Source organism: Enterobacter cloacae complex sp. IR5402, assembly GCF_049238125.1.
GTDB classification, from domain to species: domain Bacteria; phylum Pseudomonadota; class Gammaproteobacteria; order Enterobacterales; family Enterobacteriaceae; genus Enterobacter; species Enterobacter hormaechei_C.
This window is the reverse complement of the sequence record NZ_JBMKHO010000007.1, coordinates 1-18,555: the sequence shown is the minus strand read 5'-3', so window position 1 is coordinate 18,555 and position 18,555 is coordinate 1. Positions and strand designations below refer to the sequence as shown.

Annotated in this window: 19 protein-coding genes and 1 pseudogene; 10 read left to right on the top strand and 10 right to left on the bottom strand. The window is 55.9% G+C overall.

Features of this window, described 5'->3' with window-relative positions; all coding sequences use genetic code 11:
- Positions 1–122: 122 nt before the first annotated feature.
- The 5 genes from nrdF to ACOTXL_RS13350 all read right to left on the bottom strand — a co-directional run bounded on the left by nrdF (position 123) and on the right by ACOTXL_RS13350 (position 4,425).
- Positions 123–1,082 (bottom strand): class 1b ribonucleoside-diphosphate reductase subunit beta, encoded by a 960-nt coding sequence (gene nrdF, locus ACOTXL_RS13370; RefSeq protein ID WP_032660089.1) that lies wholly within the window; start codon positions 1,080–1,082, stop codon positions 123–125.
- Positions 1,083–1,091: 9 nt separating this feature from the next.
- Positions 1,092–3,236, bottom strand: a complete 2,145-nt coding sequence (nrdE, locus tag ACOTXL_RS13365; protein ID WP_045351100.1) for a class 1b ribonucleoside-diphosphate reductase subunit alpha — start codon at positions 3,234–3,236, stop codon at positions 1,092–1,094.
- Positions 3,209–3,619 (bottom strand): class Ib ribonucleoside-diphosphate reductase assembly flavoprotein NrdI, encoded by a 411-nt coding sequence (gene nrdI / locus ACOTXL_RS13360; RefSeq protein WP_003862188.1) that lies wholly within the window; start codon positions 3,617–3,619, stop codon positions 3,209–3,211. Before nrdI ends, nrdE begins: the two co-directional genes overlap by 28 nt.
- Positions 3,616–3,855 (bottom strand): glutaredoxin-like protein NrdH, encoded by a 240-nt coding sequence (nrdH, locus tag ACOTXL_RS13355; protein WP_045351101.1) that lies wholly within the window; start codon positions 3,853–3,855, stop codon positions 3,616–3,618. Before nrdH ends, nrdI begins: the two co-directional genes overlap by 4 nt.
- 243 nt (positions 3,856–4,098) lie before the next feature.
- Entirely contained in the window at positions 4,099–4,425 is a 327-nt protein-coding gene (locus tag ACOTXL_RS13350) for a DUF883 domain-containing protein (protein WP_017382769.1), read from the bottom strand.
- A 158-nt stretch (positions 4,426–4,583) separates the two neighbouring features.
- On the opposite strand from ACOTXL_RS13350, the gene ACOTXL_RS13345 reads away from it, so the two are divergent.
- A complete protein-coding gene (locus ACOTXL_RS13345) occupies positions 4,584–4,928 on the top strand; it encodes a DUF2002 family protein (protein ID WP_006811693.1) in 345 nt (114 codons plus the stop codon).
- Positions 4,929–4,960: 32 nt separating this feature from the next.
- On the opposite strand, the gene alaE is transcribed toward ACOTXL_RS13345, so the two are convergent.
- On the bottom strand, positions 4,961–5,410 hold the full coding sequence (alaE, locus tag ACOTXL_RS13340) for an L-alanine exporter AlaE (protein ID WP_045351102.1): 450 nt from the start codon (positions 5,408–5,410) through the stop codon (positions 4,961–4,963).
- A gap of 496 nt (positions 5,411–5,906) precedes the next feature.
- On the opposite strand from alaE, the gene stpA reads away from it, so the two are divergent.
- Positions 5,907–6,311, top strand: coding sequence for a DNA-binding protein StpA (gene stpA / locus ACOTXL_RS13335; RefSeq protein ID WP_022651717.1), 405 nt, complete (start codon positions 5,907–5,909; stop codon positions 6,309–6,311).
- 37 nt (positions 6,312–6,348) lie between these two features.
- Here stpA and ACOTXL_RS13330 read toward each other — a convergent pair whose 3' ends face one another.
- Entirely contained in the window at positions 6,349–6,528 is a 180-nt protein-coding gene (locus ACOTXL_RS13330; RefSeq protein ID WP_003862199.1) for a hypothetical protein, read from the bottom strand.
- Positions 6,529–6,610: 82 nt separating this feature from the next.
- On the bottom strand, positions 6,611–7,129 hold the full coding sequence (locus ACOTXL_RS13325) for a rhodanese family protein (protein WP_032609995.1): 519 nt from the start codon (positions 7,127–7,129) through the stop codon (positions 6,611–6,613).
- Between the two features lie 179 nt (positions 7,130–7,308).
- On the opposite strand from ACOTXL_RS13325, the gene ACOTXL_RS13320 reads away from it, so the two are divergent.
- Positions 7,309–7,467 carry a YqaE/Pmp3 family membrane protein gene (locus ACOTXL_RS13320; protein WP_003862203.1) on the top strand — a complete coding sequence of 53 codons (159 nt, stop codon included), beginning with the start codon at positions 7,309–7,311 and terminating at the stop codon, positions 7,465–7,467.
- On the opposite strand, the gene ACOTXL_RS13315 is transcribed toward ACOTXL_RS13320, so the two are convergent.
- Positions 7,464–8,393, bottom strand: a complete 930-nt coding sequence (locus ACOTXL_RS13315; RefSeq protein WP_015571650.1) for a LysR substrate-binding domain-containing protein — start codon at positions 8,391–8,393, stop codon at positions 7,464–7,466. The two genes, ACOTXL_RS13320 and ACOTXL_RS13315, sit on opposite strands and share 4 nt — an antisense overlap.
- 320 nt (positions 8,394–8,713) lie before the next feature.
- Between ACOTXL_RS13315 and ACOTXL_RS13310 the strand changes: the two genes are divergently transcribed.
- From ACOTXL_RS13310 to ACOTXL_RS13285, 6 genes are all read left to right on the top strand, one after another.
- On the top strand, positions 8,714–9,319 hold the full coding sequence (locus ACOTXL_RS13310) for an ankyrin repeat domain-containing protein (protein WP_022651715.1): 606 nt from the start codon (positions 8,714–8,716) through the stop codon (positions 9,317–9,319).
- Between the two features lie 108 nt (positions 9,320–9,427).
- A complete protein-coding gene (gene fdrA / locus ACOTXL_RS13305; RefSeq protein ID WP_045331235.1) occupies positions 9,428–10,969 on the top strand; it encodes an acyl-CoA synthetase FdrA in 1,542 nt (513 codons plus the stop codon).
- Entirely contained in the window at positions 10,969–12,384 is a 1,416-nt protein-coding gene (locus ACOTXL_RS13300; RefSeq protein WP_045351104.1) for a DUF1116 domain-containing protein, read from the top strand. The genes fdrA and ACOTXL_RS13300 overlap by 1 nt, the downstream gene beginning before the upstream one ends.
- Positions 12,385–12,395: 11 nt before the next feature.
- A complete protein-coding gene (locus tag ACOTXL_RS13295; protein WP_045340134.1) occupies positions 12,396–13,976 on the top strand; it encodes a hypothetical protein in 1,581 nt (526 codons plus the stop codon).
- Entirely contained in the window at positions 13,973–14,929 is a 957-nt protein-coding gene (locus ACOTXL_RS13290; protein WP_022651711.1) for a carbamate kinase family protein, read from the top strand. The genes ACOTXL_RS13295 and ACOTXL_RS13290 overlap by 4 nt, the downstream gene beginning before the upstream one ends.
- A 1-nt stretch (position 14,930) precedes the next feature.
- Positions 14,931–16,310 (top strand): amidohydrolase family protein, encoded by a 1,380-nt coding sequence (locus tag ACOTXL_RS13285; RefSeq protein ID WP_023314699.1) that lies wholly within the window; start codon positions 14,931–14,933, stop codon positions 16,308–16,310.
- 18 nt (positions 16,311–16,328) lie between these two features.
- Here the strand turns inward: ACOTXL_RS13285 and ACOTXL_RS13280 are convergent, their stop codons facing one another.
- A complete protein-coding gene (locus tag ACOTXL_RS13280) occupies positions 16,329–17,249 on the bottom strand; it encodes a LysR substrate-binding domain-containing protein (protein WP_023323646.1) in 921 nt (306 codons plus the stop codon).
- Positions 17,250–17,464: 215 nt separating this feature from the next.
- On the opposite strand from ACOTXL_RS13280, the pseudogene ACOTXL_RS13275 reads away from it, so the two are divergent.
- Positions 17,465–18,478 (top strand): annotated as a pseudogene (locus ACOTXL_RS13275) (MFS transporter); the annotation flags it as partial.
- Positions 18,479–18,555: the final 77 nt, after the last annotated feature.

Sequence of the window (18,555 nt, the reverse complement as noted above, 5' to 3'; positions counted from 1 at the left end):
ATTTCGCCTGAATCGGTGTGTTTCAGGCGAATATGACGGGGAAATTACAGTGTAGTACCTGGTGGAATATTTGGCTGGAAATAATGAAATGCAGAGTTAATTAATGAACGTTAATTCATTCATTAAAAATCCCAGTCCTCGTCTTGCGTCTCCACCGCTTTACCCATCACGTACGACGAGCCGGACCCGGAAAAGAAGTCGTGGTTTTCATCGGCGTTGGGCGACAGCGCCGCGAGGATCGCCGGGTTCACTTCCGCCATTTCCGGTGGGAATAACGCTTCGTAGCCCAGGTTCATCAGCGCCTTGTTGGCGTTGTAGCAGAGGAAGGCTTTTACGTCCTCTTCCCAGCCCGTTCCGGCGTACAGCTCCTCGGTATAACTCAGCTCGTTGTCATACAGATCCATCAGTAAATCGAGGGCAAAACCTTTGAGTTCCTCGCGTTTTTCCGGGATGACTTTCTCCAGTCCTTTCTGGTACTTATAGCCGATGTAATACCCGTGTACCGCTTCATCGCGGATGATGAGGCGAATCAAATCGGCGGTGTTGGTGAGCTTGCCCCGGCTCGACCAGTACATAGGCAGCCAGAAGCCGGAATAGAAGAGGAAAGATTCCAGGAATACGCTGGCGATCTTCTTCTTCAGCGGCTCGTCGGCCCGGTAATATTCCAGCACCAGATCTGCCTTGCGCTGCAATGACGCGCTCTCTTCACTCCAGGCGTAGGCGGCGTCCACGTCTCTGGTCTGGCACAGAGTGGAGAAAATCGAGCTGTAAGAGCGGGCATGCACCGCCTCCATAAAGCTGATATTCGACATTACCGCCTCCTCGTGCGGGGTCAGCGCATCACTCATCAGCGCGGGCGCACCCACGGTATTCTGAATGGTGTCCAGCAGCGTCAGGCCGGTGAAGACGCGGATTGTCAGCTGCTGCTCGGCATGGCTCAGAGTTTGCCAGGCCGGAATATCGTTGGAGAGCGGCACCTTTTCCGGCAGCCAGAAGTTGCTGGTCAGGCGGTTCCATACCTCCAGGTCTTTATCATCCTGAATTTTGTTCCAGTTAACGGCGCTTACGCGTGACAGTTTCATCCATTCTCCTTACAGCGCGCAGGACACGCAGCCTTCAATTTCGGTGCCTTCCAGCGCGAGCTGGCGCAGGCGAATGTAGTACAGCGTTTTGATGCCTTTCTTCCAGGCGTAGATCTGCGCTTTGTTGATATCCCGCGTGGTGGCGGTGTCCGGGAAGAAGAGCGTCAGCGACAGCCCCTGATCCACATGTTTAGTCGCCTCGGCGTAGGTATCAATGATCTTTTCCGGGCCAATTTCATAGGCGTCCTGGTACAGAGCCAGATTCTCATTGGTCATAAACGGGGCAGGGTAGTAGACGCGCCCGGTTTTGCCTTCCTTACGGATTTCAATCTTCGACACGATGGGGTGGATGCTCGACGTGGCGTGATTGATATAGGAAATGGAGCCGGTTGGCGGCACCGCCTGAAGGTTCTGGTTATAAATGCCGTAGCGCATCACCTCTTCACGCAGCTGTTGCCACATCTCACGCGTCGGCAGGGTGATGCCAGCGCGGGCAAACAGCGCGCGTACTTTTTCGGTTTTCGGCTGCCAGTCGCCTTCCAGATACTGGCTGAAATACTCTCCGCTGGCGTAGCGGGACTGCTCAAAGCCTGCGAACCGCTGGTGGCGTTCGCGCGCCAGCATCATCGAGGTATGCACCGCATGCCAGGTGACGGTGTAGAAATAAAGGTTGGTGAAATCCAGCCCTTCGGGGCTGCCGTAGGCGATGCCCTCCCGCGCCAGATAGCCGTGCAGGTTCATCTGCCCAAGGCCGATGGCATGCGACGCGGCGTTGCCCGCTTCAATAGACGGTACGCTGCGGATGTGGCTCATGTCTGATACCGCCGTCAGTCCGCGAATGGCGGTCTCTACCGTGCGGCCAAAATCGGGAGAGTCCATGGTGTGGGCAATATTCAGCGACCCGAGGTTACAGGAGATATCCTTGCCCACGTCCGCGTAGTCGAGGTTCTCGTCGTAGCTGGACGCGCTGTTGACCTGCAAAATCTCCGAGCACAGATTGCTCATGTTGATGCGCCCGCCAATCGGGTTGGCGCGGTTCACCGTATCCTCGTACATGATGTACGGATAACCGGATTCAAACTGAATTTCAGCCAGCGTCTGGAAGAAATCCCGGGCGTTGATGGTTTTTTTACGAATGCGATCGTCGGCCACCAGCTCGTCGTACAGCTCGCTTATCGCCACGTCGCCAAAGGCTTTGCCGTAAATCCGCTCAACATCATACGGTGAGAAGAGCGCCATGTCGGCATTCTCTTTAGCCAGCTTAAACGTGATATCCGGGATCACCACGCCGAGCGACAGGGTTTTAATGCGGATCTTTTCATCGGCGTTTTCACGTTTGGTATCCAGAAAACGCAGAATGTCCGGGTGGTGCGCGTGCAGATAAACCGCACCCGCGCCCTGACGCGCGCCAAGCTGGTTGGCGTACGAAAAGGCATCTTCCAGCATCTTCATCACCGGGATGACGCCGGAGGACTGATTTTCGATGCGCTTAATCGGCGCGCCCGCTTCCCGCAGGTTCGAAAGCAGAAATGCCACACCGCCGCCGCGTTTCGAAAGCTGTAGCGCCGAATTTACCGCACGGCCAATCGACTCCATATTGTCTTCAATACGCAGCAGGAAGCAGGAGACCAGCTCGCCGCGCTGGGCTTTCCCGCAGTTAAGGAACGTTGGCGTGGCGGGCTGGAAGCGGCCGGAGAGGATCTCCTCCGTGAGACTTTCGGCCAGCACTTCATCGCCCTGCGCCAGCGTCAGCGCCGCCATCACCACCCGATCTTCAAAGCTTTCTAAATAGCGTTTGCCGTCAAAGGTTTTCAGGGTGTAGCTGGTGTAATACTTCCACGCGCCGAGAAACGTCTGGAAGCGAAAACCGCTGGCGTGCGCCCGTTCAAACAATGCCACCACGAAGGCGCGGTCGTAGCGGGTCAGGACACGCTCTTCGTAATAACCCTCTTTTACCAGCCAGTCGAGACGTTCCTGCTGGCTGCCAAAAACGATGCTGTTCGGGCGCACATGAGCGGCAAAAAAGGCGTCCACCGCCTCACGATCTTTATCAAACTGAATGCGCCCCTCCCGGTCATAGAGGTTTAGCATGGCGTTTAATGCGTGGTAATCCGGCGTTGCCTGAATCACGCGCTCTGCGGTTGTCGTTGCCAAAATTCGTTCACTCCTTTACGCACGTTCTCTACGTCCTGCTGTGTCCCCATCAGTTCAAAACGATAGAGATACGGCACGCCGCATTTTTGAGAGATGACATCCCCGGCGCGGGCAAAGGCCTCGCCGAAGTTGCGATTGCCTGCGGCGATCACGCCGCGAATAAGCTGTCGGTTATGGGGATCGTTCAGAAAGCGGATCACCTGACGAGGCACAGCCCCTGCGGTGCCGCCACCGCCATAGCTGGGCACCACCAGAATGTAGGGTTCGTCTACCTGAATACGCTCCCGCTCGTTCAGCGGAATGCGTATCGCGGGCAGCCCGAGACGCTCCATAAACCGAAGCGTGTTTTCCGAGCTGCTGGAAAAGTAGACCAGCGTGCTCATGCACTGACGCCCTGAGCGGCAAGGCGGTTGATCATGTCCGGACGGAAGCCAGACCAGCTGGTGTCGCCGGCAACCACAACCGGAAGCTGATGGAAACCCTGCGCCCGCAGGGTGTCTGCCGCGTCGGGCACCTGATCAATATTGACCATCTCAAATGCCACGCCGCGGCTCTCCATCGCCCGTTTCGTGGCGTGGCACTGAACACAATCGTTACGAGTGTAAATAATAATGCTCATGATTCGCATTTCCATTTAGAATGAGAGGACGGCGCGAGTAAACGCGTCATATTGTGTGTGTCTTACTAAAGGGAATACTAGATGTAGTTTATATAAGTTTCAACCACACAAGATATGGGAAATTCAGATTAATAAGGCCCCGATGATGAGCCTGGCGGGGCAGGGCGGGCTGTACGGTTTTTTCAGGTTGTCAGGCAAAGAAAAGCCCCGGCGCCTGAGGCTACCGGGGCTAAGAACGCGCGCTTACTTACGCAGACTAAGCAGGGCGCCGACAAAAATCCCGACCGCCGCGACCGTTCCCAACGTACAAAGCGGTTTTTCACGTACGAAGGTGGTGGCGCAGCTGGCCATGTCGCAGGCCGCCTGAGTGGTACGTGAGCGGCCATTCATCCTTGCCCGCGTTTCACGCAGCAGAGACTGAGCCTTACGTTTCGCGGCATCTGCTTCGTCCTTCGCGTCAGAGCCCCAGGATTTCAATACGGCTTCCAGCGTGTCCGCTAATTGGCTGACATCGTTACGAATATCCTGTGTGTCGTCATTAATATCGTTTCGGTTCGGTCTGTTAAACATACGATCCTCCATAATTTGTGTTCCCGTTTAGTTTAGTCCAGAAATGTAATATCTGAAGCGAGTCACGGCTTATCGGGCAGTTTATGGAATATTCTGAAAGCCCTGCTAATGCTGAATACTGTAAGGTTGCCGGGCAGGAATGATAATGAGGAAAAGATATGTATTTACGACCCGATGAGGTGGCGCGCGTTCTTGAAAAAGAAGGGTTCACCATGGATGAGGTAACATCAAAAGCGTACGGATATCGCCGTGGTGAGAATTATGTTTACGTCAACCGTGAAGCAAGAATGGGGCGTACTGCTCTCATTATTCACCCGACACTCAAAGACAGAAGCCTGTCATTTGCTGAGCCCGCCTCGGATATTAAAACCTGCGATCATTATCAGCAATTTCCGCTCTATTTAGGCGGCGAGACGCATGAACATTATGGTATTCCGCACGGTTTCAGCTCGCGTATGGCGCTGGAGCGATTCCTGAAAGGGCTGTTTGGCGACGTACAATAACTCTGCGACTGGCATGAGCCAGTCGCCTTACCTTACGCTTTTGCCTGGCTATAAGGGCTGACTTTGAACAGGCGGCGGCAGTAGTCAAGAAAGTAACCGTACACCGCACCCATCAGCATGGATACCACGATATTTGAACTTACCGCAGCGGCGATTTGATGCCAGTCTGCGCCCACAGTCAGCAAAATAAACACATACACCGGGGACTGGAACGTCACGTAAGCCAGCACGTCCGCCAGGTTTTTTACCCAACCTGCCGGGCTAATACGCCGGGCGAAACGCATCACTGCATCGCGGTACAGGCCGTACGGCCAGGCGATCATGATATTCACCGGAATGGCCACCAGGCGCGACGAGAGAGATTGCTCAAAGGACATTCCCGACAGGAAAATTTCAATCAGCATATTCACGACGGAACAGTAAACGACCATCGCGAACGTATCCGCTACCGCATGGCGCAGGCGAGACTGCGGTGAGAACATGTCTGAACTCCTCGAACAGGACAAAAAAGTGGCGTTTTACCTGCGGCCTTTAGTGCTTTAGGTTGGTTTGTTTTGAGTGTATAGCGTATCTCTCTGGCTTTTAACTAACAAGTAGTGATTAATTTTTATTTATTGGCGCTTTAGCCATAAAATTCTCTAAAATTGTGCGTTTTTTGCGCGCTTCGTTATTTTCTCTCCTCGCGCCTATTTTAGTGAAATATATCAATGAATTAGATTATCTATGCGCGTGTGAAACCTTTGTTGTGTGGGATTTTGGAGGCGGTTTTTTGAACGGTTTAAAACAGGGTTTTTTGGCCTGGGGAAGGGCGGTATATTACGCTTTAAAACAGACATATATTTCAGGGTTATATTAACGGGATATTCTAAAACATTTACAATAATGTCAAAACGTCACGGTGGGTAGATATCAGAACCAAAATCAATTATTCTGTTGCCTGATTTATGTTATACACACGAAGAAAGGTTTTTCATTATTATGGCTTTAACGTTACAGAATCTTAATAATATTCGTACCCTCCGGGCGCTGGCACGTGAATTATCCATGGATGTTCTGGAAGAAGTGCTGGAAAAATTCCGGATTGTCACTGAAGAAAAACGCAGCGAGCAGGCTGAATTAGAGCGTCAACGCGCTGAACAGCAGGATAAAATTAATGCTCTGCTGGAACTGATGAAAGCTGACGGTATTTCTCCGAGCGATCTGTTAGGCAGTGACCTGGCGCAGGCGGGTCAGCCGACGAAAAAACGTAAAGCGCGTGCGGCGAAATATCGTTTTATTGACGCGAACGGTGAAGAAAAAACCTGGACCGGTCAGGGACGTACGCCAAAGCCAATTGCGACCGCACTGGCAAACGGTAAATCGCTGGACGATTTCCTGATCTGATGATTATTCGGGCGGTGTATTCCGCCCGATTATTGACTTAGCAGACGCCAAAGTCACCTTCTTCGGAGTACAGAACTACGTCCGCCGCTTTCAGGTGATATTTCTCGCCCTGCTCATCGCTGGCCTGCACGGCCACAATGTTTTCACCATTCACTTCGAGCACTTTCAGTTTCGGACCGCCCTGACGCGGTTGGACATAATCACCGACAGAAAACATCGCACCTCCTCATCATTGTCATGATCTTCACCATAGCCCACGTCCGGGACGGGGTACAGCCTAATCTTTCAGATACTCCTTATCAGGTACGTCGGTTCCACGGCATCACTTTCAGAAGTCGCGCCATACCGCAAAAACCTGTCACTCCGGCGAACAGCAGCCCGGCGCCCACAAAACCGCTCAGCAGGAAAAAACCGCTGGAGACGCTGTAACCCAACACCACGCCGCAGAGGATCAGCAGCCCGGCAGCGATCTGCACCTGACGCATCAGCGGAAGCGGCTGCGATCGATCTTCAACGGTCAGCAGTCCGGCCTGTTTCCAGCCCTGAATGCCTCCCTCAACCACACAGGCGTTCGCAGGGGATGCTGCCTGCGCCAGACGAGCAGCATTGTTTGAGGTTCGTGCGCCGGACTGACAGTGGAAAATCACCGTTTCTCCCGGCGCCGCGTTAAGCCCGCCGGGTAACGAATCCAGCGGAATGGAGTGCGCCGCCGGAATATGCTCGCGGGCATACTCGTCGGGGTCGCGAATATCGATAAGTTTGGCGCCTTCAGCAATAAGCGCGTTTGCCTGCTGCGGCGAAATAAGAGGAAGAGACATTATGTTTCCTTACGGTCAATTTCAAAACAGTAGAGCATTTAAGGCCGGGTTTAAGCCAGTGTAAAGAGGGTAAAGGCAGGTAAAAGCGCGAGAGACGAATGGCAGTTACCCGTAAACTGGCTACGCTTAGAGAAGTGTCTTTTATAATTTTCAATTGGTTAGCTTGCACGGAGTTATTTATGGGTTTTTGGCGCGTTGTTTTTACGATTATTCTCCCGCCGCTGGGCGTGCTGCTTGGCAAGGGGCTGGGCTGGGCGTTTATTCTGAATATCCTTCTGACCATCCTGGGCTACTTCCCCGGTCTTATCCACGCATTTTGGGTTCAGACGAAGAGCTAGGTACGCCACAGTAAGTCACTGTAGATCCGGGTCAGCACGCCTTCGGGGCCAAATTGCTGTTTTATCCAGCGCGTGACCTGACCGGTCGCCGCATGCTGCGTGGCGAGCAGCATGCGCGAATCCTGGCGCGGATTATTGATTCGCCGCGTTACCAGCAGCCCATCCTCCACCGCCTCACGCGTCATGTATTCCGGTAAAAATCCAATACCTTCCCCCAGGATCTGACACTGGCATTTCGTGTTGAAGTCCGGCACCAGAATCGCCTCCTGACCGTGAAGCAGCCAGCCCACCTTCTTATTGATGGTATGCGCGGTATCCTCGACCATGATATTGGGATACAGACGCAGCTGACTTTCGGAGATGGGCTCCGGGGCGAACGCCAGCGGATGCGTGGGCGCGATGGCAAATACCCAACGGATCGCTCCTATCTCGGTATAATCAATGCCGCCGCCGTCCAGCAGCGTATCCGGCGCGCCAATGGCGATATTGGCCTGATTATTAATGATGGAATCCCAGACGCCGTTATACACCTCGGTCGTCACCGTGATCTGGCAGGTGGGAAACTGTTTTTTCAGCACCTGGAGCAAACGCGCGGTATGGCGTGGCGTATACAAAAGCTGATTTATGCAGATGCGCACCCGCGTCTCAATGCCCTGAGAAATGGTATCAATCCCGCGCTTGATGGCATGAAAGTCATTCAGCAGGTCGGTCGCTTTACGATAAAAATAAAAACCGGATTCGGTCAGCTCAATGCTGCGCGTGTTGCGTACAAACAGCACCACGTCCAGGCCGGTCTCCATGCGTTTGATGGTGTAACTGATGGCCGAGGTGGTTACGCCCAGCTCGGCAGCCGCTTTGCTAAAACTGCCAAAACGTGCCGCGGTGGTGAAGGCCAGCAAATTCTCTTCGGTAAAGATGGAATTCATATTATGGCTCCTGGTGACCATCAGTTTTGAACATATTTTAACACTGGCGTTACATCATAGTTGATGTTGGTCACAGTTCTGTATTTTTACGTAGGGCCGCGCTGTGTAAGGCTTTTTCAGCCATAAGGATAATGCAGCCTGAAGTGTGTAAAAGCGGTAAAACATAAGAAAAAGGTTGCACAGACGCACGTTTCTGCCGGACCGTTGAATTTAACTCAACAATGAATTGCGTGTCGATGAATGATTTTTAAGCGGATTCTTTTATGACCAGGCTGTTGCTATTCTCAGGCCATCAGAAGTGAAACATAGGGAGTCTGAATATGTCTGCAACTGCACTGGTTACAGAATTTCTGCTGGCGGCAGAAGAGGGCAATATCGACGCGCTAAAAGCCTGCCTGGAAAAAGGCGTGGATATTAACGTAACCAACCGCCAGAAAAGAACCGCCATTATTATTGCCAGCCTGAAAAAGCATTACGCCTGTGTGGAATTTTTAATTGCCGCCGGGGCGGATATTGATAAACAGGACCAGACCTGTTTTAACCCCTTCCTGATCAGCTGCCTGACCAATGATTTAACCCTGCTGCGCATTGTCCTTCCGGCGGATCCGGATCTCGACCGTCTGACGCGCTTTGGCGGCGTGGGCATTACCCCTGCCAGTGAAAAAGGGCACGTTGAAATCGTGCGTGAGCTGCTGGAAAAAACCGACATCAACGTCAACCACACCAATTTTGTCGGCTGGACGCCGTTGCTGGAGGCCATCGTATTAAACGACGGCGGCGCAAAGCAGCAGGAAATTGTGAAGCTGCTGCTGGATCACGGCGCGAACCCGCACATGACCGATAAATACGGCAAAACCCCGCTCGAACTGGCGCGGGAAAAAGGCTTCAACGCGATCGCAGACCTGCTGCTGGCGGCAGGCGCGTAGCGCATTCGGTCAGCCTTCCCCTGGCTGGCCGTTACTGAAAAAACGCATTGTTACCGACGTGCATTTAGCACGACGGCGGCCCCCTTTTATCTTAAACAGGTGAAAATAATGCCAACCAAAATCGTCATAAAAAAGAATACGTATTTCGATTCGGTTTCCTTAATGTCGGTTTCCACCAAAGCCAATAAATTGCCGGGCGTCGAGCAGGCGTTTGTGGCGATGGCGACGGAAATGAACAAAGGCGTATTAAAAAACCTCGGGCTATTAACGCCGGAATTAGCGGACGCGAAAAATGGCGACCTGATGATCGTGATTAAAGGCGACGCGGCAAATGATGAAACCCTGGCCGCCATTGAAGCGCTGTTCACGCGTAAAGAGCGCACGGGCTCCCATGAAGCACGCTACGCGTCGATTGCCAGCGCCAAAACCCATCGTCCGGACAGCAACCTGGCGGTGATTTCCGTCAACGGCACCTTCGCCGCCCGGGAAGCGCGTCAGGCGCTGGAAAACGATCTTAACGTGATGCTGTTCTCCGATAACGTATCGCTCGACGACGAGCTGGCGCTGAAGCAGCTGGCGCATGAAAAGGGTCTGCTGATGATGGGGCCTGACTGCGGCACCGCCATTATCAACGGCGCGGGGCTGTGCTTCGCCAACGCGGTGCGTCGCGGGCCGATTGGCATCGTTGGCGCCTCCGGTACCGGCAGCCAGGAGCTGAGCGTGCGCATTCATGAGTTCGGCGGCGGCGTGTCGCAGCTGATCGGCACCGGCGGACGCGATCTCAGCGAGAAGATCGGCGGCCTGATGATGCTCGACGCCATCGACATGCTGGAGGCGGACGACGCTACTCGGGTGATAGCGCTCATCTCCAAACCGCCAGCACCCGCGGTGGCTGAGAAGGTGCTGGCCCGGGCACGCGCCTGCCGCAAGCCTGTAGTTGTGTGCTTCCTGGGCCGCAACGAACCGCCTGCCGATGAAGACGGTTTGCAGTTTGCTCGTGGCACCAAAGAGGCGGCCCTGAAAGCGGTGCTGCTTACCGGCATTAAAAAAGACGACCTGGATTTACATCCGCTCAACTGGCCGCTGATCGAAGAGGTACGCACCCGCCTGACGTCGCAGCAGAAGTACATTCGCGGCCTGTTCTGCGGCGGCACCCTGTGCGACGAAGCGATGTTTGCCGCGCTGGAGAAGTTTGACGATGTTTACAGCAACATCCAGCCGGACCCGGCCAGGCGTCTGAAAGATATCAGCGTTAGCCAGGCCCACACCTTCCTTGATTTCGGTGACGATGATTTCACCAACGGCAAGCCACACCCAATGATCGACCCGACCAACCGCATCAGCCGCCTGCTACAGGAGGCGCGCGATCCGCAGGTGGGCGTCATCGTGATGGACTTCGTGCTGGGCTTTGGCGCGCACGACGATCCGGTGGGGGTGATGATCGAGGCGATCAAAGAGGCACAGGCGATCGCGAACGCCGACAACCGTCCGCTGGAAATTCTCGGCTACGTGCTCGGCACCGATCAGGATCCGCAGTCGCTGGCGCAGCAGTGCCAGCTGCTGACCGACGCAGGCGTCATCTGGGCCAGCAGCAGCACCAACACCGGATTACTGGCACGCGAATTTGTCTGCAAAGGGGAGAAAGCATAATGACCACTTTATTCAACCAGCCGCTAAACGTTATTAACGTCGGCATTGCGATGTTCAGCGACGACCTCAAAAAGCAGCACGTTCCCGTGACCCAGCTCGACTGGACGCCGCCGGGGCAGGGCAATATGCAGGTTGTTAAAGCGCTCGACCAGCTGGCGGAAAAACCGCTGGCGGAGAAAATTGCCGCCGCGAACAAAATTGCCCTGGAGCGGATTATTCAGTCCCATCCGGTGCTGGTGGGCTATGACCAGGCCATCAACGTGGTGCCGGGCATGACCCGCACGACCATTCTGCACGCCGGTCCGCCAGTTACCTGGGAAAACATGTGCGGTGCGATGAAAGGCGCGGTTACCGGCGCGCTGGTGTTTGAAGGGCTGGCGACGGATCTGGACGATGCGGCAAGGATCGCCGCCTCCGGAGATATTACGTTCTCGCCTTGCCACGAGCATGACTGCGTGGGCTCGATGGCGGGCGTCACCTCCGCGTCGATGTTTATGCACATCGTTGAGAACAAAACTTATGGCAACCGCGCCTTCACCAACCTCAGCGAGCAGATGGCGAAGATCCTGCGCATGGGGGCTAACGACCAGAGCGTGATCGAGCGCCTGAACTGGATGCGCGACGTGCTCGGCCCGATGCTGCGCGACGCGATGAAGATTATCGGCGAAATCGACCTGCGCCTGATGCTGGCCCAGGCGCTGCACATGGGCGACGAGTGCCACAACCGCAACAACGCGGGCACCACGCTGCTTATTCAGGCGCTGACGCCGGGGCTGATCCAGGCGGGCTATCCGGTGGCGCAGCAGCGTGATGTGTTCGAGTTTGTCGCCAGCAGCGACTACTTCTCCGGTCCGACGTGGATGGCGATGTGTAAGGCCGCGCTGGATGCCGCCCACGGCATTGAGTACAGCACCGTCGTCACCACCATGGCGCGCAACGGCTACGAGTTCGGCCTGCGCGTTTCCGGCCTGCCGGGGCAGTGGTTTACCGGCCCGGCGCAGCAGGTGATCGGCCCGATGTTCGCGGGCTATAAGCCGGAAGACTCCGGGCTGGATATCGGCGACAGCGCGATTACCGAAACCTACGGCATCGGCGGCTTTGCGATGGCGACGGCCCCGGCCATCGTTGCGCTGGTGGGCGGCACGGTGGAGGAAGCCATCGATTTTTCTCGCCAGATGCGCGAAATCACCCTCGGCGAAAACCCGAACGTCACCATTCCGCTGCTGTCGTTTATGGGCATCCCGACCGCCATCGACATCATGAAGGTCGCGGGCAGCGGCATTCTGCCGGTCATTAATACCGCCATTGCCCACAAGGACGCCGGGATCGGCATGATTGGGGCGGGCATCGTTCACCCGCCGTTTAGCTGTTTTGAAAAGGCGCTGTTAACCTTCCGCGATCGCTACGTTCTATAAGGTATGCATCCATGAAAAACATGAAACTGGAGTGGAAAAGAGGTGACTGGGCAGCTTATTTCGGGTTGATGACCAACAACCTGACCAATTTGCTGACCATGATGGGGCTGCTCATTTTTGTCGTCGGCATCCCGAAGGAGATTGTTTATGGACGCATCGCGCCAGCCTTCGGGCTGGCGGTGCTGGTGGCGAGTCTTTGCTATACGTGGTTTGGCCTGCAAATGGCGCGCGCTACCGGACGAACGGACGTCACCGCGTTGCCGTCCGGCCCGAGCGCGCCGTCGATTTTTACCGTGACCTTCCTGGTCTTAATGCCGGTTTACCAGCAAACTGGCGATGCGGATTTCGCGATTCAGATTGGCCTGGTGTGGTGCTTTGTGGAAGCGATGATCCTCGCGGGCGGTTCCTTCCTGGGGGAAACCATCCGCAAGATGATCCCGCGCACCGTGCTGCTGTCGTGCCTGTCCGGTCTTGGCTTGCTGCTGCTGGCGATGAACCCGATGTTGCAGGCGTTCGAAGCGCCGACCGTGTCGTTTATCGTCCTGCTGCTGATCTTCATTAACTGGTTCGGTAAAAAGCCGATTTTCGCCCGTATCCCGACCGGCCTGCTGCTGTTAATTGCCGGTACTCTACTTGCGTGGATCTCTGGCCTGCAAAGCCCGGATGCCATTAAAGCGTCCATGTCATCCTTCGGCTTTAACCCGCCGGAAGTGCACGTGGACAGCTTTATGCAGGGGCTGCCGCACGCGCTGCCTTATCTGGCGTCCGCCGTACCGCTGGGGCTGGCGAACTACATCTTTGACCTGGAGAACATCGAAAGCGCCCACGCGGCAGGGGATGAATACCCGACCCGCAAGGTAATGCTGGCGAACGGTCTGGCCTCGATGCTCGGCTGCCTGATGGGCAATCCGTTCCCGGTCACGGTCTACGTCGGCCATCCTGGCTGGAAAGCGATGGGCGCCAGCATCGGCTACACCCTGGCGTCCGGCGTGACCATGTTCATCGTGCCGCTGTTCGGGCTGGGGGCCTTTATGCTCGCCATCATACCGATGACCGCCATCGTGCCGATTCTGGTGTTTATCGGCGTCGTCACCGCCAACCAGGTGGTGAGGGAAACCCCGAAAGTGGAGGTGCCCGTTATCTTCATCTGCCTGTTCCCGTGGATCGCCAACTGGGCGCTGACCATGATGAACAGCGTGATGAGCGCCGCGGGGACCAGCGCGGCGAAAATCGGCACCGACGTGTTGCACAGCAAGGGTATCTACTACGAAGGCCTGATGCATCTCGGCAACGGCGCGCCGCTCGCCAGCATGCTCTGGGGCTGTATCGCCATCTTCGCCATCCTCAACAAACCGCTGCGCGGGGCCGTCGCCGCCGCAGGAGGCGCGCTGCTGGCGCTGTTTGGCGTGATCCACGCCCCGGTGGTGGGCTTTGCCGAGGGCAGTTCCCTGATGTTTGTCACGGCCTACCTGATGATGGGCGGGATGTTTGTGGTGAAGCATGTGCTGGATACCTCTGTTAATCCCCCTCTCCCTGTGGGAGAGGGCCGGGGTGAGGGCACCAGAACGCACCTTCTAAAGGAAACAAAATGAAAGAGCTTATGGTCGTCGCCATCGGCGGCAACAGCATTATCAAAGACAACGCCAGCCAGTCGATTGAGCATCAGGCGCAGGCGGTCAAAGCGGTGGCTGAGTCGGTACTCGAAATGCTGGCCTCGGACTATGACATCGTGCTCACCCACGGCAATGGCCCGCAGGTGGGGCTGGATCTGCGCCGCGCCGAAATCGCCCACGAGCGGGAAGGGCTGCCGCTGACCCCGCTGGCAAACTGCGTGGCGGATACCCAGGGCGGCATCGGCTACCTGATCCAGCAGGCGCTCAACAACCGCCTGGCGGCGCGTGGCGAGCAAAAGGCGGTCACGGTCGTCACCCAAGTGGAGGTGGATAAAAACGATCCCGGCTTTACGCACCCGACAAAACCGATCGGCGCGTTCTTCAGCGAGGCGCAGCGCGACGAGCTACAGCTCGCGCACCCGGACTGGCATTTTGTCGAGGATTCAGGCCGGGGCTATCGCCGCGTGGTGGCCTCGCCCCAGCCGCGGCGCATCGTCGAGGCGGATGCGATTAAGGCGCTAACGCAGAAAGGTTTTGTGGTCATCGGCGCGGGCGGTGGAGGCATTCCCGTGGTGCGCAGTGAACAGGGCGATTACCAGAGCGTGGATGCGGTTATCGATAAAGATCTCTCCACCGCGCTGCTGGCGCGCGAGATCCGCGCCGACGTGCTGGTGATCACCACCGGCGTGGAGAAAGTGTGCGTGAACTTCGGCAAGCCGAACCAGCAGGCGCTGGATACCGTCAACGTGGCGCAGATGACGCGCTACATGGATGAAGGCCACTTCCCGGCAGGTAGCATGTTGCCAAAAATCGTCGCTTCGCTGGAATTTTTACGCCATGGCGGCAGGCGCGTAATCATCACCTCGCCGGACTGCCTGCCCGCAGCGCTGCGCGGTGAAACGGGTACCCATATTATTAATGAAGGAAGATAAGATGAGTGAGAATAAAAGCCGCCGCGAGTTTATCAGCCAGAGCGGCAAAATGGTTACTGCCTGCGCGCTGTTTGGCGCCACGGGTTCCGTCGCGTATGCTGCCGATTCTGTAAAGGCAACCTGCGAGACGGGTAAACCGATGAACATCACCGCAAAACATTACTATCTCGACAACGTGCTGCTGGAAGCCGGGTTTAACTACGACGGCAGCGTGGCGACAAGCACCCGCACCGAGCTGAAAACGCTGGAGATCAAAGACGGGAAAATCGTCGCCCTGCGCGATAACGGCAGCCACGCCGACGCGACCCTGCCGCACTACGACGCGGGTAAAAAGCTGATGCTTCCGGCGATGCGCGACATGCACATTCACCTGGATAAAACCTTCTACGGCGGCCCATGGCGCTCCCTGAACCGTCCGGCGGGCACCACCATTCAGGACATGATCCGCCTGGAGCAGAAGCTGCTGCCGGAGTTACAGCCCTACACGCAAGAACGCGCCGAAAAGCTGATCGACCTGATCCAGTCCAAAGGGTCCACCATCGCCCGCAGCCACTGCAACATAGAGCCGGTTTCCGGCCTGAAAAACCTGGAAAATTTGCAGGCGGTACTGGCGCGCCGGGGCGCAGGCTTTGACTGCGAAATCGTTGCCTTCCCGCAGCACGGCCTGCTGCTGTCGAATTCTGAAAAGCTGATGCGCGAGGCGATGCAGGCGGGGGCGCATTATGTGGGCGGGCTGGACCCAACCAGCGTCGACGGCGCGATGGAGAAATCGCTAGATACCATGTTCCAGATTGCGCTGGATTACGACAAAGGGGTGGATATTCACCTGCATGAAACCAGCCCGGCGGGCGTGGCGGCGGTGAACTACATGGTAGAAACCGTGGAGAAAACGCCGGCGCTGAAGGGGAAGCTGACCATCAGCCACGCCTTCGCGCTGGCCACGCTTAACGAACAGCAGGTGGATGAGATCGCCACCCGCATGGCGGCACAGCAGGTAACCATCGCCTCGACCGTGCCGATTGGCACCCTGCACATGCCGCTGAAGCAGTTACGTGATAAAGGCGTGTTTGTCATGACCGGTACCGACAGCGTGATCGACCACTGGTCGCCGTACGGTCTGGGGGACATGCTGGAGAAAGCCAACCTCTACGCCCAGCTCTATATTCGCCCGAACGAGCAGACGCTTTCGCGGGCGCTGGGCATCGCCACCGGCGACGTGCTGCCGCTGAACGACAAAGGTGAGCGCGTGTGGCCTAAAGCGCAGGACGACGCCAGCTTTGTGCTGGTTGACGCCTCCTGTTCCGCCGAGGCGGTGGCGCGCATTTCTCCGCGCACCGCGACGTTCCACAAGGGGAATCTGGTCTGGGGCACGGTCGCCTGACGCCACGTTGGGGTATCGCTACAGGTGATACCCCGACAATCGCAACTCACGGTCAATCCACTCGACGAACTGCTGGATCTTCCACGCGCGTTCGTTCATGTGCGGCATCACCAGATGGTGCGCGTTGATGGCGATACCCATTTCATCAGGCAGCACCTGCACCAGCGAGCCATCCTTCAGGTGATCGGTAGCCATCATTTTGCTCTCCAGAATAAACCCAAGCCCCATGCGCGCCGCTTCAAAGCTCATGTAGGAGCGGTCGAAGCTGAGGCTGAAATTAAGCCAGGGCCTGTCGATATTGTGCCAGGCGAACCATTTCTCCCAGTTCACCAGAGTGCTGGTGGACGAGATAAGCGACTGTTGCAGCAGATCGGCGGGCGTGCTGATGGGATGCTCTTCTGCATAGTCCGGCGAGGCCAATACCACCAGCGTGTCGTTTTTAATGGTCATCACCCGGTAGGCGTCCCAGTCCGGAATACCGTGACGGATATCAATGTCGATATTATCTCTGGCGAACTGTAGGTTCTCATAGGAGCAGGTGAGATTGATGGTGATATCAGGATATTCGGCGCGGAATCTGCCCAGACGGCGCAACAGCCAGGACAGCCCGAAGGTGGGGGAAGAGTGCACGCGAAGCACAGCATTGTCTTTTTCTTTCACGATTTGATCGGTGGCGCGCCCGATGGCGCTCATCGCCGCCGAGACCTCCCGCAGATATTTTTCTCCCGTCGGGGTGAGTTGAACCCCTTTGCCGCTGCGGATAAATAATTTCTTGCCCAGCCACGATTCCAGCGACGCGATCTGGTGGCTTACCGCCGAAGGCGTGACGTTGAGCTGTTCCGCCGCCTGATGGATGCTCAGGGCGTTAGCAACGGCGATAAACGCCTGCAAATTTCTGAGCGAGGGCAGCGATAACGTCTGGCGATCCTGCGCGGACATGGCCTACTCCTTACACGATAATTGATAAAAAACATAACATTGAGACTGCGAGCGGGCAATTTTATCCCGATGTTATTTTTTTGAGCTGTATCGCGAATCAAATTTATCTCAGCAATAAATGAGCTTTATTGAATGGCGTTTCATGGGTGAGCCGATATATTGACGTTGAACGCAATAATAAAACGACTCACGGTGTTCGAATAATGAGGTAAGTTATGTCTCGTATAGAACAAGCTGTCCCCTACATAAAGACTAAAAAAACCAATTACCGTTTCGTTGTGCTGGCATTAATTTTTATTGTTTATGCCATTAACTATGCTGACCGAACAAATATTGGTGCAGTACTGCCGTTTATCATTGACGAATTTCATATCAATAATTTCGAAGCCGGTGCCATCGCCAGCATGTTTTTTTTGGGATACGCCCTGAGCCAAATTCCTGCGGGCTTTTTTATTGCCAAAAAGGGAATTCGCGGCATGGTGGCACTGTCGATATTCGGCTTCTCTGCCTTTACCTGGCTGATGGGCACCGCAACCTCGGTTCTGGGCCTGAAGTGTATCCGCCTGGGGCTGGGGTTAACAGAGGGGCCGTGCCCGGTCGGGCTGGCCTCCACCATCAATAACTGGTTTCCGCCAAAGGAGAAGGCCACGGCCACGGGCGTCTACATCGCCGCCACCATGTTCGCGCCCATCCTCGTGCCGCCGCTGGCAGTGTGGATCGCCATGACCTGGGGCTGGCGCTGGGTCTTCTTCTCCTTTGCGATCCCCGGCCTGGTCATTGCCGTCCTGTGGTATCTGCTGGTACGCACGAAGCCGTCCGAGAGCGCATTCGTCTCGAAAGCGGAGCTGGAGACCATTACCGCCGGTCAGGAGACGCCGGACGCCAGACGGGAAAATATCGTGATTTCACCAGGCTTTGCACGCCTCGATCGGCTGATCCGCGTGCGGGAATTAGCCCCGGTAAGCACGGTGAAAGGGCTGTTTACCTCGAAGAATATTCTCGGCGACTGCCTGGCCTATTTTATGATGGTCAGCGTGCTGTACGGACTGTTGACGTGGATCCCGCTCTATCTGGTGAAAGAGAAAGGCTTTACGTTTATGAGCATGGGGCTGGTCGCCAGCATGCCGTGCATCGGTGGATTTATCGGTGCGATTTTTGGCGGCTACGTCTCCGACAAACTGCTCGGCCGCCGACGTAAACCGACCATGATGTTGGTAATGCTGCCAACTTACTGATTTAGTGTATGATGGTGATTTTAAGGTGCTTGCGTGGCTTCCATTTCCATCAGATGTCCTTCCTGCTCCGC